The 13,651-nt window shown below is 40.9% G+C and carries 19 protein-coding genes; 10 read left to right on the top strand and 9 right to left on the bottom strand.

Annotated elements, in window-relative coordinates; all coding sequences use genetic code 11:
* Nucleotides 1–130 precede the first annotated feature (130 nt).
* The 3 genes from FQ085_RS13135 to FQ085_RS13125 are packed head-to-tail and all read right to left on the bottom strand — an operon-like array spanning nucleotide 131 to nucleotide 3,796.
* A complete protein-coding gene (locus FQ085_RS13135) occupies nucleotides 131–1,261 on the bottom strand; it encodes a conserved virulence factor C family protein (RefSeq protein WP_149456811.1) in 1,131 nt (376 codons plus the stop codon).
* Between the two features lie 25 nt (nucleotides 1,262–1,286).
* On the bottom strand, nucleotides 1,287–3,164 hold the full coding sequence (locus tag FQ085_RS13130; RefSeq protein ID WP_058385222.1) for an ABC-F family ATP-binding cassette domain-containing protein: 1,878 nt from the start codon (nucleotides 3,162–3,164) through the stop codon (nucleotides 1,287–1,289).
* Complete coding sequence (locus FQ085_RS13125; RefSeq protein ID WP_149456810.1) at nucleotides 3,161–3,796, bottom strand: HD domain-containing protein; 636 nt, start codon at nucleotides 3,794–3,796, stop codon at nucleotides 3,161–3,163. Before FQ085_RS13125 ends, FQ085_RS13130 begins: the two co-directional genes overlap by 4 nt.
* Before the next feature lie 165 nt (nucleotides 3,797–3,961).
* Between FQ085_RS13125 and FQ085_RS13120 the strand changes: the two genes are divergently transcribed.
* A complete protein-coding gene (locus tag FQ085_RS13120) occupies nucleotides 3,962–4,171 on the top strand; it encodes a cold-shock protein (RefSeq protein WP_058385221.1) in 210 nt (69 codons plus the stop codon).
* Between the two features lie 68 nt (nucleotides 4,172–4,239).
* Here FQ085_RS13120 and FQ085_RS13115 read toward each other — a convergent pair whose 3' ends face one another.
* A complete protein-coding gene (locus FQ085_RS13115; RefSeq protein WP_410477408.1) occupies nucleotides 4,240–4,431 on the bottom strand; it encodes a zinc-finger domain-containing protein in 192 nt (63 codons plus the stop codon).
* A gap of 155 nt (nucleotides 4,432–4,586) precedes the next feature.
* On the opposite strand from FQ085_RS13115, the gene FQ085_RS13110 reads away from it, so the two are divergent.
* From FQ085_RS13110 to FQ085_RS13095, 4 genes are all read left to right on the top strand, one after another.
* The gene (locus FQ085_RS13110; protein WP_149456809.1) at nucleotides 4,587–5,270 is read left to right on the top strand and encodes a queuosine precursor transporter; all 684 of its coding nucleotides are present in this window, start codon (nucleotides 4,587–4,589) and stop codon (nucleotides 5,268–5,270) included.
* Nucleotides 5,271–5,278: 8 nt separating this feature from the next.
* Nucleotides 5,279–5,668 (top strand): ribonuclease HI family protein, encoded by a 390-nt coding sequence (locus FQ085_RS13105; RefSeq protein WP_058385218.1) that lies wholly within the window; start codon nucleotides 5,279–5,281, stop codon nucleotides 5,666–5,668.
* A gap of 118 nt (nucleotides 5,669–5,786) precedes the next feature.
* On the top strand, nucleotides 5,787–5,996 hold the full coding sequence (locus FQ085_RS13100) for a hypothetical protein (RefSeq protein ID WP_058385217.1): 210 nt from the start codon (nucleotides 5,787–5,789) through the stop codon (nucleotides 5,994–5,996).
* Between the two features lie 20 nt (nucleotides 5,997–6,016).
* Nucleotides 6,017–6,331, top strand: coding sequence for a hypothetical protein (locus FQ085_RS13095; protein ID WP_058385216.1), 315 nt, complete (start codon nucleotides 6,017–6,019; stop codon nucleotides 6,329–6,331).
* 82 nt (nucleotides 6,332–6,413) lie between these two features.
* Here the strand turns inward: FQ085_RS13095 and FQ085_RS18305 are convergent, their stop codons facing one another.
* On the bottom strand, nucleotides 6,414–6,536 hold the full coding sequence (locus FQ085_RS18305) for a hypothetical protein (RefSeq protein ID WP_262499797.1): 123 nt from the start codon (nucleotides 6,534–6,536) through the stop codon (nucleotides 6,414–6,416).
* 75 nt (nucleotides 6,537–6,611) lie between these two features.
* On the opposite strand from FQ085_RS18305, the gene FQ085_RS13090 reads away from it, so the two are divergent.
* Nucleotides 6,612–7,622 carry a PQQ-dependent sugar dehydrogenase gene (locus FQ085_RS13090; protein WP_149456808.1) on the top strand — a complete coding sequence of 337 codons (1,011 nt, stop codon included), beginning with the start codon at nucleotides 6,612–6,614 and terminating at the stop codon, nucleotides 7,620–7,622.
* An 89-nt stretch (nucleotides 7,623–7,711) separates the two neighbouring features.
* On the opposite strand, the gene FQ085_RS13085 is transcribed toward FQ085_RS13090, so the two are convergent.
* Both FQ085_RS13085 and FQ085_RS13080 read right to left on the bottom strand, forming a co-directional pair.
* Nucleotides 7,712–8,722 (bottom strand): S66 family peptidase, encoded by a 1,011-nt coding sequence (locus FQ085_RS13085; RefSeq protein ID WP_149456807.1) that lies wholly within the window; start codon nucleotides 8,720–8,722, stop codon nucleotides 7,712–7,714.
* 20 nt (nucleotides 8,723–8,742) lie between these two features.
* Nucleotides 8,743–8,949: a hypothetical protein gene (locus FQ085_RS13080; RefSeq protein ID WP_149456806.1), complete on the bottom strand. Its 207-nt coding sequence runs from the start codon at nucleotides 8,947–8,949 to the stop codon at nucleotides 8,743–8,745.
* Between the two features lie 193 nt (nucleotides 8,950–9,142).
* On the opposite strand from FQ085_RS13080, the gene FQ085_RS13075 reads away from it, so the two are divergent.
* Nucleotides 9,143–9,787, top strand: coding sequence for an SDR family oxidoreductase (locus FQ085_RS13075; RefSeq protein ID WP_058385210.1), 645 nt, complete (start codon nucleotides 9,143–9,145; stop codon nucleotides 9,785–9,787).
* An 80-nt stretch (nucleotides 9,788–9,867) separates the two neighbouring features.
* Here FQ085_RS13075 and FQ085_RS13070 read toward each other — a convergent pair whose 3' ends face one another.
* Together FQ085_RS13070 and FQ085_RS13065 are read right to left on the bottom strand one after the other, a co-directional pair.
* Complete coding sequence (locus tag FQ085_RS13070) at nucleotides 9,868–10,113, bottom strand: hypothetical protein (protein WP_058385209.1); 246 nt, start codon at nucleotides 10,111–10,113, stop codon at nucleotides 9,868–9,870.
* A 68-nt stretch (nucleotides 10,114–10,181) separates the two neighbouring features.
* Nucleotides 10,182–10,691, bottom strand: a complete 510-nt coding sequence (locus FQ085_RS13065) for a cupin domain-containing protein (RefSeq protein WP_149456805.1) — start codon at nucleotides 10,689–10,691, stop codon at nucleotides 10,182–10,184.
* A 98-nt stretch (nucleotides 10,692–10,789) separates the two neighbouring features.
* Here FQ085_RS13065 and FQ085_RS13060 point away from each other — a divergent pair, with 98 nt between their 5' ends.
* From FQ085_RS13060 to FQ085_RS13050, 3 genes are all read left to right on the top strand, one after another.
* Nucleotides 10,790–11,590 carry a TIGR00266 family protein gene (locus FQ085_RS13060; protein ID WP_058385207.1) on the top strand — a complete coding sequence of 267 codons (801 nt, stop codon included), beginning with the start codon at nucleotides 10,790–10,792 and terminating at the stop codon, nucleotides 11,588–11,590.
* Nucleotides 11,591–11,754: 164 nt separating this feature from the next.
* Nucleotides 11,755–12,333: a TetR/AcrR family transcriptional regulator gene (locus FQ085_RS13055; protein WP_058385206.1), complete on the top strand. Its 579-nt coding sequence runs from the start codon at nucleotides 11,755–11,757 to the stop codon at nucleotides 12,331–12,333.
* Nucleotides 12,334–12,395: 62 nt separating this feature from the next.
* On the top strand, nucleotides 12,396–13,574 hold the full coding sequence (locus FQ085_RS13050; protein WP_058385205.1) for an MFS transporter: 1,179 nt from the start codon (nucleotides 12,396–12,398) through the stop codon (nucleotides 13,572–13,574).
* Nucleotides 13,575–13,651 lie beyond the last annotated feature (77 nt).

Below are 13,651 nucleotides of genomic sequence, written 5' to 3'. Positions count from 1 at the left end.
GCAACTATTATAATTAGTTTGATTACCAGCACTTTACCTCTTAACAGCAATGAGGAAACATTTAATGCAGTTCTAAGCAGCCAACAAGCAAAAAAAAGGCCAGTGACTGTTTAGTCACGGGCCTTTTCTACTATTCCTCTTTTATCGCTTGACGCGCTTCGGTCATTTGTTTCCAAACTGACCCTTTTGCATCTTCGCCTTCTTCAATACGTGCAATTGCCATTTTGATTTGTAGTTTCACTTCAAACTCCGGATCATTTTCGGCTTGCTTCAGACCTGGTAAAGCGGCTTCTGTTCCTGTTTCATAGAGGAACATCGCTGCTCTCCAACGAACCAATTTGTTTTTATCACGTAAGGTTTCAAGCATAACCGGCTCAAATTCCTCAAAACCGAGATCGCTGATGGTATCGCCTGCTGTTCTGCGGACAGCCCAGCTCTTGTCTTTCATCGCACGTTCAACATAGGGCACAACAGCTTTGTCTTTAACGTCGCCTAGGAAAATAGCGGCTTGACGACGAATCGACATTTTTTCATCGTTTAATGCCGCTGCCAGTAACGGTAAATCATCAACATCTGCCTCAATCATTTGATCAAGTAGCTGAAAGCGAGTTTCCCAGTCGGGTGCATCAAAGTCTTCTACTGACACTCTTTGACCACGAGGGGCTGACTCAGCTTGGGCTGCATCTTCTTTCGTCGTCATTGCAACTAATCGTTCTTGTGGATACGCAGCTTCGATTTCTTCCATCAGGCTTTTGCCAATTTCACTTTTATCCCCATAGCGAACGCCATAATCCACCCATTTACGCTGCATGAGGTAGTTTTCTTCTGTCGGGTCCAAAACTTGCTTCATCGCCGCGACAAAACGTTCTGGCATACCAAAGCGTTGCTCTGAACTATTATCGAACACTTTGACTTGCAGTGGAATTCCTTTGAATTGTTGCACATGGACATAAATTTCTCCAAAATGCTCGTCTAATTGGACTTCTTCTCCACTATGCTGACGGTCTTCGCCAAAAACATTCCGGACCTGCGTCAAAATAATTTCCCAATCGAATTTAGAGATGCGCTCGACTGCCAAAAAATCAGCTACGTGGTAAACGCCTTTTACACCGTCAATCGCTAGCAACTGCTGCACTTCTTCAGATGCACCTTCTAACTTATCTTTCGTGTAGTTATGACTTTTGCCAAATGGCAATTCCTGGTCGATGATCACTTTCATCGTATTCGGGCTTGGTGTCGGTTCAATCGTTAAAATTTTCACAAAAATCCCTCCTGCAATTAATAGATCATGTTTCTGCTATTTCTTGAAGATAAGTCCAACGTTCAATTAACGCGTCATACTCAGCAGTTAATCCATTGACTTCTTCGGTCAATTTCTGCAATTTATCGTAATCGGCCCCAGCTAAAGCCATTTCTTCCTCACGAGCTTCAATCTTCGCTTCTGTTTGTGCAACTTTATCAAGAATACCGTTGTATTCCTGCTGCTCCTTGTAGGTCATTTTCTTTTTAACTTTGGCTGGTTGTGCGACTTCCGTTTCAACAAGCTGTTGTTCAGCTAATTCAACCGGATTATTTTTTTCTTTAATAAACTCAGAGTAAAGACCTTGATATTCTTCGATTTTTCCTGTTCCTGTTGTCCACAATTTCTGGGCAATGCGGTCAAGGAAAAAGCGATCATGCGAAATTGTAATAACTACGCCTGGGAAGTTTTCTAAGAAATCTTCCAAAACAGATAGTGTTTGGATATCCAAATCGTTTGTCGGCTCATCGAGGAATAAGATATTCGGCTGTTCCATCAATAATTTCAATAAATACAGACGCTTTCGCTCGCCGCCTGATAATTTACCAATTTGCGTGCCGTGACCATTTGACGGGAATAGGAAACGTTCAAGCATTTGAGTTGCCGATAAACGAACACCTTTTTCTGCTTCAAAATCACTCGACGTTTCTTGAATGTATTCAATCATGCGCTGCGATTCATCCATTTCAGGCAAATGCTGTGTAAAGTGAGCAATTTTCACGGTACTGCCGTATTCCATTTTTCCTGAAGTTGGTTCTAATTCTCCGGCAAGCATTTTCATCAACGTCGATTTCCCGGCACCATTTGGTCCAACAATTCCAATGCGATCTCCACCTTGCAACAGGAAATCAAAGCCGCTGAAGATTTGTTTGTCCCCATAAGCAACGCCCATGTCTTGGCCTTCAATGATTTTCTTGCCAAGTCGCTGGCTTTGCATGGATAGTTCAAGCGATGTATTGTCGTTTTCTTTTTGCACGTTTTCTTTGATTTCATCGAAACGCTGAATCCGCGCTTTTTGTTTAGTCGAACGAGCTTTTGCACCGCGGCGAATCCATTTTAACTCAGAACGGAAACGGTTTTCTAATTTTTGCTGAGACGATGCATTCATTTCATCACGAATCGCTTTGTTTTCCAAATAATCGCCGTAGTTGCCTTTGTGCGTGTACATGGTTTGGTCTGCTATTTCGAAAATATGTGTAGAAACCGCATCCAAGAAATACCGATCATGCGTGACAAAAAGCATAGCTGAACCCATGCGCAACAGGGTTTCTTGCAGCCATTCAGTTGACACCGCGTCCAAATGGTTTGTTGGCTCATCCAAAAGAATCAAATCTGCTGGTTCAATCAATGCTTTCGCAAGAGCCACACGTTTACGCTGACCGCCTGATAATTCACGTACTACTTGGTCATACATATCGATCCCTAGTTTTGACAGTGCGGTTTTGGCCAAGGCATTAATATCCCATGCATTTTCTTGCTCCATTTTTTCTTGAATATCCATCAACTCGTCTTGTAATTGTGTAGAACTTGAATCGACCATCATATTTTTCAAGGCATTTTCATAAGCACGGTTTAATGCTAAAATCGGGGATTTCCCTGAGAAAACTGTTTCGAGTACAGTCAATGATTCATCAAATTCAGGTTCTTGCATTAAATACGTAATTTGATATTTTTTCGGGTGGTCCATGACAACATTATCTGCATCCATTGATCCCGCTAGTATTGACATTAAAGTCGATTTCCCTGTACCGTTTACGCCGATTAAACCTGCGCGTTCTCCTGGATATAATGAAAATTCGACATCCTTGAATAATGTTTTTGCTCCAACAGTTTTCGTTAACTTCGTAATATTTAAGTGGCTCATTTATTCCCATCCGTTTCTGTTTGTAGTTGCTTTAAAAAGATTAGCATAAATTCATGGCGCTCTTCAGCCATGTGCTTACCCGTTTTCGTAGTCATTTGGTCTTTCAACAATAAAAGCTTTTCATAAAAATGTGTGACGCTACTGGTTTGCGCTTCGCGGTATTCATTTTCCGTCATTTTTGTACGTGCCTGTTCGTTCCAGTCGTACAACTTACGTCCCTTTGCCCCACCGTAAGCAAATGCTCGCGCGATCCCGATTGCACCAATAGCATCTAATCGGTCAGCGTCTTGGACGATTTTCGCTTCGATGCTCGTTGCCGGTTTGCCATTGCCGCCTTTAAAAGAAACCGATTCAATAACTTTCTGAATCTCTTGGCGCTGAGCATCTGAAAGTTCTAAACGATTCAGAATATCACGCTCCAAGTCTTCCTCGGGCTTTTTATACTTCGGGTCCGAAACGTCATGTAAAAGTACGGCCAATTCGACTATAAATGCATCTGCTGTTTCTTGTTGCAAAATCATTTTGGCGTTTTTCATGACCCGTTCGATATGCTGCCAATCATGGCTAGCATCAAACTGTTCATAGATTTTCTTAACCTCATTGCGACATTGCTTGATTTTTTCCTGGTCCATACTTCCGCTCCAATCGCTTGTTTCTTCTATTATAACCTGAAGTTGAAGCAAAATGCCTGTATTCCCAACGATTATTGACGTTTCCATAGGCTTCATGTATAGTATACCCATCCATAACATGGCGTCTATAGGTCCATGACATACTCAATAATAGGGGGAACTCGCATGCACCAGGGAACAGTGAAATGGTTTAACTCAGAAAAAGGTTACGGATTTATTGAGTATAATGACGGTGATGATGTATTTGTTCATTTTACCGGCATCCAAGGTGAAGGGTTTCGAACATTGAATGAAGGCAAAACTGTATCGTTCGATATTATTGATGGCAACCGTGGACCTCAGGCTGCAAATGTTATCCAAATTGATTCAGAATAAACTAATAGAAAAAAGCAGGGGCGGGAATTCCGTCTCTGCTTTTTATAGTTTTGAAGAACAACCAGTCGTTACGCTTTGCTGCCGGTTCCGACTTTATTCAGTTCGTTTCCAAGGAATTGCAGTTGACTTCCAACTGTACAATTGCTAATACAAAATCTATGAGCAGCGGTCTTTCCTTCATCTTTGCGAAGCTGAGATTTCACAAAGCAACCTTCACAGTATGTGGTCATCATTTCATCAATTTCGTTAATAATAGACATTTTTTTCACTTTGTCACCTCACTGCAAATCGTCATTTCTTCATTCTACTACGCATTTGTTTTTTATTCCAACAATAGTTATACTAACTGAGGACATTTTTACGGTACCAAGCGGTTCGCAAATTCCCGCTTTACCAAAACTAAGGAGGACGTATTTTGTTTAATGAATTTTGGGGACTTGGCTTTGCCTTGTTCAATTTTGTTCTGTTAGTAATCATGTATAAATTTTTCGGAAAGACTGGATTGTTTGCGTGGGTAGCTATTTCGACCGTTTTGGCTAATATCCAAGTAACGAAGACGATCGAAATCATAGGATTGACAGCAACTTTAGGCAACAGCCTTTATGCTTCGACTTTTCTCGCGACCGATATATTGAACGAGAAATATGGCAAAAAAGAAGCCAAAAAAGCTGTCTGGCTTGGTTTTTCTTCTTTGCTCATTATGGTACTAGTCATGCAGTTCGGGATTAAGTTCATACCGGATGACAGTGATTTCGCACAAGATTCGTTGGAAACCATTTTTGGTTTAATTCCGCAAATTGCTATTGGTAGCATGGTAGCTTATCTCGCCAGTCAGCATCTAGATGTCATCATCTTCAGTGCACTGCGCAAAATGTTTCCAAAAGATAGCCAGTTTTGGATCCGCAATAACGGCTCTACGTTGATTAGTCAGTTGTTGGATACGTTAATTTTTACATCCATTGCATTTGGGGGAGTTTTTCCGTTTGATGTGTGGATTCAAATTTTCATCTCAACATATGTATTGAAGTTTATTGTTTCTGTCATGGCTACGCCTTTCGGCTATTTGGCAAAAATCATCAAACCCATTGACGAAAAGTAGGTGATCAGATGCTTGAAGTGTTTGTGGATGCGGCGACTGCGGGTTCACCTCAAGTAAGTGCAGTCGGTGTTTTTATTCGAGGGGAAGGCCATTTGATTCACTGGAGCGAATACGTGGGTGAAATGGACAACCATACTGCGGAATTCACCGCGCTCGTAAAGGGATTGGAACTAGCAATAGGGTTAACATCTGGAATGGTATCGATTAAATCTGATTCCCAAGTAGCGGTAAACGCTTTTGAAAAAAGAGGCATCAAAAATGCTAAGTTTAAGCCATTGCTTTTACACGCGCTTGAACTCGGCGACCAATTTGATTTTTGTTTTATCAAATGGATTCCAGATTCTCAAAATCGGGCAGCCGACGCCTTAGCCAGAACTGAACTTCGCGCACATAAATAATCTGTCCAAACTGTGTCAGCCGCCCTTATCTTTTCAGGGTGGCTGTTTTGGTTTCTGTGCATACTCTTCAGCGAAAGTCTGATAAGATAAATGTATTATCTTTTATTGGAGGAACCTCATGAGAACAAAACTTGGTACTGCACTCGATATTTTCATTTTGGTCATTGGACCATGGATCGTCTATTCCCGCATTATTGAAATGATGCAAAGTGGAGTTTCTGTTTATCCGATGATTTCGGTCGTTATCGTTACCGTCGCGGTTATTTTTTCCATTTACAATCTTTATTTGCTGGCAGTTCGCAGACAGCAAAATAACATGAAAAAATAAGGAGAAATGAGGCTTTTAATGTGAAATCGCTATTGTTTTATCTTATACCGCTGTTGATTTTCGCAGTGATCAATAATACGATCGCTGTTTTAACGTGGCCCTATTATTTAGTTTTACTACTGGCTTTCCTTGTTTTTCAATTAGGCCGCACGCGCTATCCGAAAGACGCATTACCGGCAGTTGCAAAAACTTCACAAGTGGCTTTTTACATACTGACAGTTGCAACTATTTTCCGCGATCAATTTTTAAGTCCTTTGCTTATTAATGTGCTATTGGGTATCACGATTGGTGTCGTTATCGCAGAAATAATTCAAACGAAAAAAAAGTCCTCTTAAGACAGTAAAACCACAGTCAGCTCGAACAATTCGAGTTAACCGTGGTTTTTTTGTGTATTGCAGTTGAATTTATGCCGCCTTTTTAGCTAGTAAAATACCAAATAAGTACGAGCGCAATCGCTATAAACACCCATGTCATGACGCGAATCAAGTTCTGTTTTTTACGAATTTCTCCTTGTTCTTTAACGTCTTTTAATAATGGCATAAGTTCACCTCTCTCATTAGATTATTGCCTATAGGCAGTTTGTTCAATTATGATAGAAAAAAGGAGGTTTTCTGAATGAGAAAAATTTTAGTTTCTTCACTTTCCCTACTGCTTTTAGCAGCTTGCGCTAACGAGGCTCCTAATCCAGACAAAGCGAACGCCCCTTTTGAAGAAATTGCGTCAGGGCTTGAAGCTCCATGGGCGATCAATAAAATAAATGATGAATTTTATATTTCGGAACGACCAGGAAAAGTTGTTCATATAGACAAAGAAGGGGTCATGACACGGCAAAGCGTCAATTTTTCTGATAGTTTATCTGAAGCTTCAGAAGCTGGATTTTTAGGCTTTGTTTTGGCACAAGATTTTGAAGAAAGTCAAACTGCATACGGCTATTACGTCTACGAACAAGACGACGAAGATTACAATAAAATCGTCACACTTGTTTTAGAAAATGGAACTTGGCAAGAACAAGATGTCTTGTTAGCAGGTATTCCAACAGGGAATGTGCATCATGGTGGCCGCTTAGAATTGGACGATGATGGGACACTTTTTGCAACAATTGGTGATGCTTCCACTCCTGAACTTGCACAAGACTTAGGTTCAGTAAACGGCAAAATATTGAAACTCAATACAGCCAACGAGTTTGAAATTTATTCGTCCGGTCATCGCAATCCACAAGGAATGACTTGGGACAATGACACGATGTTCGCGTCTGAACATGGTCAATCCGCCAATGATGAAATCAATATTATTGAACAAGGCAATAACTACGGTTGGCCTACAATCGAAGGCGATCAGTCAAAAGACGGCATGGAGGCTCCTTTTTACACAACAGGCTCTAGCGATACTTGGGCGCCAAGTGGAATCGACATGCATAATGGTCTGCTTTACGTAGCTGCGCTTCGAGGAACCGCAATTAAAGTGGTGGATCCTAAGAGTGCTGAAGTGACAGATTCAATTGAAGGGTTTGGCCGTGTCCGAGATGTTTTTTCTGATGGCGACTCGCTCTATTTTATCACGAACAACACGGACGGTCGCGGCACACCTGCAGACGGTGACGATAAACTTTATAAATTGAATGAATAGCCGTGTACAAACTAAAAGGTGTATTGGACAAGTCCAATACACCTTTTAGTTACTAAATAAATTTGACCATCAGATTTTCATCAACGCTTTTATATGAATTTCTGTATCACAGTTCCTTTACCGTCTGCGACTCGTACTTCTGCATGTGCGCCATTGATAAATGTGATCTGTGGTGGCATATGACCTAAATCGATATCGTACGCAATCGGTAACTCTAATTCTTTTGTTAAATCTTGGTACATTCTATCGATAGTGTATCCACCGACCGGCTCATTTGCCATACTTCGCCCAAAGAGAATACCTGAGCAATTGTCAAACCATCCCGCGTATTTCATTTGCGTTAGCGACCTTTTTAAATCCGCCACTGACATTTCGCAGTTTTCTAAGTACCAAATGACCTGTTCGCCCGGAATGTGCTTGTCCCTAAATGGTTGAACTTCTCCGAATGGTGTTCCAATTAGGTGATGGATCACATCAATGCAGCCTCCAAGCAAGCGGCCTGAGAATATTTCCTCGGTTCCCGAAACCGTTTGCCATTTAGTCGGTTCTGTCAAATGAAAGACGACTGGTGAAGCAATGGAATGGTCCCACTCTTTCTGATAGAGTTTAGAAGAAATTTGCTTTACAGTTTCTCCTTTTGCTGTTTTTAAAATATCTAGCCAGCGCGCTGTTGTTTCATCGCTTTTTTCACCACGCAAATCAATAATGTTCGTACCATGTGCCGTGGCAATACCGGTTTTCAACGTGATAGCCAACAACAACACGCTGATATCAGAATAACCAAGTACCCATTTCGTTTGTATCTTTGTGAAGTCTACATATTCCAACATCTCAATCAATAATTCCCCACCCCAGGGCGGGAAGATCAACTCAATTTCTGTGCTGGTCATCATTTCCATAAATTCTTCTGCACGCTTTTTAGCAGGAGCTGATTTAGCCAACTCTTGAGTCCAAGCCGTGTCCCCTGTCACAACAGTAAACCCCTTCTGCTCTTGCCGTTCAATCGTCAGTTTGAGAAGATCGTGGTGCTCAGTTCCCACTCCTGAAGACGGTGCGGTAATGCCCATTGTTTTAATGGTAGTAGCAGGATAACGAATCATTCAATAGTCCCCCTTTTAGTTTAAACAAAATAAAAAAGCGAAAAAATCATTGCGATTAAAATACTAGCACCTACACAAAACCAAAGTGCTTGTTTGACCATTTCGAAAAACCGACTCGGTTCCTTATCCAATCTTTCCCCTTTAAATTGTGAAAAGTCAGGCGGTATTTCTCTCTTTGGCTTGATTTTTTGCAATTTTGTCGTTTTCGTTTCTGTCATCGGGTTCATTGTGTTCCTCCTAAAATCAGTAGCAATAGAATCTGTAAGATACCTTCCATTATACTAAACTTAACTTGAGAATATAGTCCCCTTTTTGGCTAATTGTCATTTTTCAGAACAAATAAACAGAAGTACTTCTTGAAATGACTTTTTTGAGGTATATGATAGGAGAGAATAGAAAAATTCTGGAGAGGTGATTGGGATGAAAGTGTTGGTAGTTGGGGCAAATGGACAAATCGGACGGCAGTTTGTCAAAATGCTTGCTGATAGTGATAAATACACACCTAAAGCGATGATCCGTAAAGAAGAACAAATCAGCTATTTCAATGGTCTCGGAGTAGAATCCGTATTAAGTAGCCTCGAAGGCAGTGTTGAAGAAATTACTGAAGCGATGAAAGATTGTGACGCTGTGGTCTTTGCAGCTGGTAGCGGTGGCAAAACCGGAGCCGATCAAACCTTACTGATTGATTTGGACGGTGCTGCAAAAACCATTGAAGCCGCCGAACAAACGGGGACAGAACGCTTTCTCATGATCAGTGCCATCAATGCCGACAAACGGCAAATGTGGAAAGAAGATATGGCTCATTATTATGTCGCAAAACATCATGCCGATAACATTCTACGCGCAAGCGGTCTAGTCTATACCATCATTCGCCCAGGTCTTTTAACAAACGATGCCGGTACCGGTAAAATACTAGCGGTAGAGGACTTGGAATCGGGACAAATTTCTCGCGAAGATGTAGCGCGTGTCCTTTTGCATTCGCTTGATAACGAACATGTCTTCAACAAAACGTTTGCCATTATTTCTGGTGAAGACGACATTGACCATGCGCTCAATCAGCTGTAAATATGTTTATGATGTAAAAAAACAGGCCAGATGATTTAAGATCATCTGGCCTGTTTTTTGATTATTCAACTGTTTTTTGATTATTCAACTGTTTTTAAATTTCTAATACCTATCACCACTTGGAACAAAAATGCAATCGAACAAAGAATAATAGCGGCATAGCCGAGTCCGCCAATTGGTGTCATTTGAAATGTCTGTATAACCAATAAAGCCATCATTACAGCAATCCCAAAATTCATAATATAGGGCTTGTCGTAAAATTTCTTAGAAGCGATCCCTACAAATATCGCAACCGCAATAATAGATATCAATAAAAAATTCCCCATTACTTTCCCTCACCCTTTGCTTCGTCTTTCATAAGTCTAGCATGTATCCTTTAGCTCTGATAGTTTAATTAGAATTTTTCATAAGCCATTTTCTTAATAATTTGCTCGTGTTCAGGATAGAGTGCAAGCAGTTCCGCCTGCAGCAATAATTCAAAATCCTCAAAATCAAAACCTGGTGAAACCATGCAGCCCACTAGTGAAAATGTATCTGCCGCTTCTACTGTTGAACCGAAAATACTGCCTTTTTTAACCAATACTTGTGGCCTTTCCCCTGCCGCTAAATCCAGTCCCAGTTTTTCAGCACGATAATTTCCATTCGCATCTAAAATATGCACTGTAACGGCATGACCTGCGTGAAAATACCACAGCTCGTCTGATTTCAATCGGTGAAAACGAGAGATATCTTGCGATCGCAACAAAAAATAAATACTGGTGTACAAATTTCGTTCTACCGGATGTTCAGTGGTCCTGATTTTTTCAGGAGAAACGAACGATTGTTTGTAATATCCTCCCTCGGGATGCGCCGTCATGTCTAAATAGGTAATCCAATCTTCAGCATTCACTATATCCAACTCCATTCCTTCTCTTCTAACCGCTTGTTTATATGAAACTTTCTATCTCTATAGACGTATTCATTATATAACATAAGTCCATAAACAAACGAGGAGGAATAATAATGAATAACCACGAAATTGATTTTAAGTTGCACGGAGACGATATGCAGTTTGTGGAAGTAGAACTAGACCCAGCTGAAACGGTTGTTGCAGAAGCAGGAGCTTTAATGATGATGGAAGACGGTATTGTGATGGAAACGATTTTCGGAGACGGTTCTACAAGTTCAGGTGGCAGCGGCTTGATGGGCAAACTAATGGGCGCAGGAAAACGAATTATCACAGGTGAAAGTTTGTTTATGACGGCATTCACTAATAATGGAACAGGTAAACGCCATGTGTCATTTGCTGCGCCTTATCCTGGCAAGATTATTCCTATGGACTTGAGCATGCTAAACGGCAAGATTATTTGTCAAAAAGATTCTTTCCTAGCTGCTGCCAAAGGAGTTTCAATTGGCATTGAATTTCAGCGCAAATTGGGTGCAGGATTTTTTGGCGGTGAAGGCTTTATTATGCAGAAACTGGAAGGAGATGGCTTGGCGTTTGTACATGCTGGCGGTACGATTTACCGAAAAAACCTTCAAAAAGGAGAAGTATTGCGTGTGGATACGGGTTGTTTAGTCGCCATGACCGGAGATGTTGATTACAATATTGAAACAGTCCCGGGCATTAAAACAGCATTGTTCGGTGGTGAAGGTTTATTCTTTGCAACTTTGCGTGGTCCCGGAAGTGTCTGGATTCAATCGATGCCATTCAGCCGATTAGCGAGTCGTGTATTTGCAGCCGCTCCACAAAACCCTGCTGGTCGTTCGAAAGGGGAAGGCAGTGCCGCTGGTGGATTATTTGACTTACTCGGTGGAAGATGATTAATTGACTTATTAAAATAAAAGACGCCTATTCATTTCCTTACAGGGTTTGAATAGGCGTCTTTTATTGTTCTATTAGAGAGATTTGATAAAAAGCTTGAAAAATTGACAAACCTCTATTAATCATGAGATTATTACCTAACGACCGTTAGGAAGGTGAAAAAGTGAAAGCAGATCTTATTCTCCAAACCGCTGTCAGCCATTTTGCAAAAGAAGGCTTTGAAGGCGCATCTCTCAGTAAAATCGCTGAAGAAGTTGGAATCAAAAAACCATCTATCTATGCCCATTACAAAGGAAAAGATGATTTATTTATTTCTGCACTTCAGTATTCACTCAATACTCAAAAAGCTCAGTTAGCTAGTTATTTTAATTCTACGAAAAATGAATCGTTAGAAACTCTTCTTTTCGGTTATTTTGATTGGTTGGCAAAAGAAAGCAGAGACAACGAACGAATGAAGTTTATCTTGCGTGTTGCTTATTTCCCTCCACTCAAATTAGAAAAAGAAGTCGGCGAGTTGTTTAATCCGTTTTTTGACCTGATGCACCAGCATCTTACTCGTTTATTACGAGAAAGACATCGCTATGAAAACGTATTACACTCTGTAGATTTTTCAAATACAGCGTTAGCTTATCTGACTGTAATTGAAGGAACGATGTCTGAACTTGTCTATAGCGGCATCGAAAGATATGAAAAGCGACTTCAAGCAGTTTGGCCAATTTTTTGGCGTGGCTTAATCCATTAATACACGAATCACAGCAGACCAGAAACACCTATTAAGCACGAAGATTATAAGGAGATCACTGCATGAAAACAAATAAATTAGTTCTTTCAACTTTACTACTCAATCTATTTATCGCATTTCTAGGGATTGGACTGGTCATTCCAGTAACTCCGACCATTATGAACGAATTAAGCATCTCAGGAACTGTCGTGGGCTATATGGTTTCTGCTTTTGCGCTAGCTCAGCTCATTGTTTCTCCTATTGCCGGACGATGGGTAGATAATATTGGTCGTAAACCCATGATCATTATCGGCCTGTCAATCTTCAGTATTTCCGAATTTCTATTCGGTATTGGTGAAACAGTAGAAGTGCTGTTTGCCTCTCGTATTCTCGGGGGTGTCAGCGCAGCCTTTATTATGCCGGCTGTTACGGCTTATATTGCTGACATTACGACCAGTAGCACACGACCAAAAGCTTTAGGTTATATGTCTGCGGCGATTTCTACCGGTTTTATTATCGGTCCAGGAATCGGTGGGTTTTTAGCCGATATCAGCACGCGACTTCCCTTCTTCTTTGCAGCAGGATTCGGTTTGTTTGCAACGATTTTGTCACTTATCACATTAAAAGAACCCAATCGCAGCTACGAAGTTGAGGAAAAACACCAACCCCTGCCAAAATCAGGATGGAAACGAATTTTTTCACCGATGTATGTTATCGCTTTTATGGTTATTCTCATATCATCATTTGGTCTGGCCGCATTCGAATCGCTTTTCGCGTTATTCGTTGATCACAAATTCGGCTTTACGGCAAAAGATATTGCCGTGATTATCTCACTCGGCGCAATTGTCGGAGTCATTTTCCAAGTCGGTTTGTTTGATAAACTAACGCGACGGTTCGGTGAAATCCGATTGATTCGTTACAGTCTTTTTGTGTCAACCGTTTTAGTATTTATTATGACTTTCGTTACGAGTTACTGGTCGATTTTGCTTGTTACCATGGTCGTGTTTGTCGGCTTTGACTTGATGCGTCCAGCCGTTACTACTTATCTGTCACGAATCGCCGGCAATGAACAAGGATTCGCCGGGGGCATGAACTCCATGTTCACAAGTATCGGTAATATTTTCGGTCCGATTATTGGCGGTATTCTTTTCGACATTGATTTAAACTATCCGTTCTATTTTGCTACTGTCGTCTTAGCAGTAGGAATTGCATTAACGTATTTATGGAAGCGCCCAGCGTTTTCAGAACCAACAAGAATATAGTATTCAAAAAATATCTGTACGTATTTAAATCCCCCTAGCGAAAACAGTTTTCACTTGTTTTCGCTAGGGGGTTCTTG

The sequence above is a fragment of the Planococcus sp. ANT_H30 genome, assembly GCF_008369335.1.
In the GTDB taxonomy this organism is placed as follows: Bacteria; Bacillota; Bacilli; order Bacillales_A; family Planococcaceae; genus Planococcus; species Planococcus kocurii.
The sequence above is the reverse complement of the archived record's forward strand: the minus strand, read 5'-3'. Positions and strand labels throughout refer to the sequence as shown.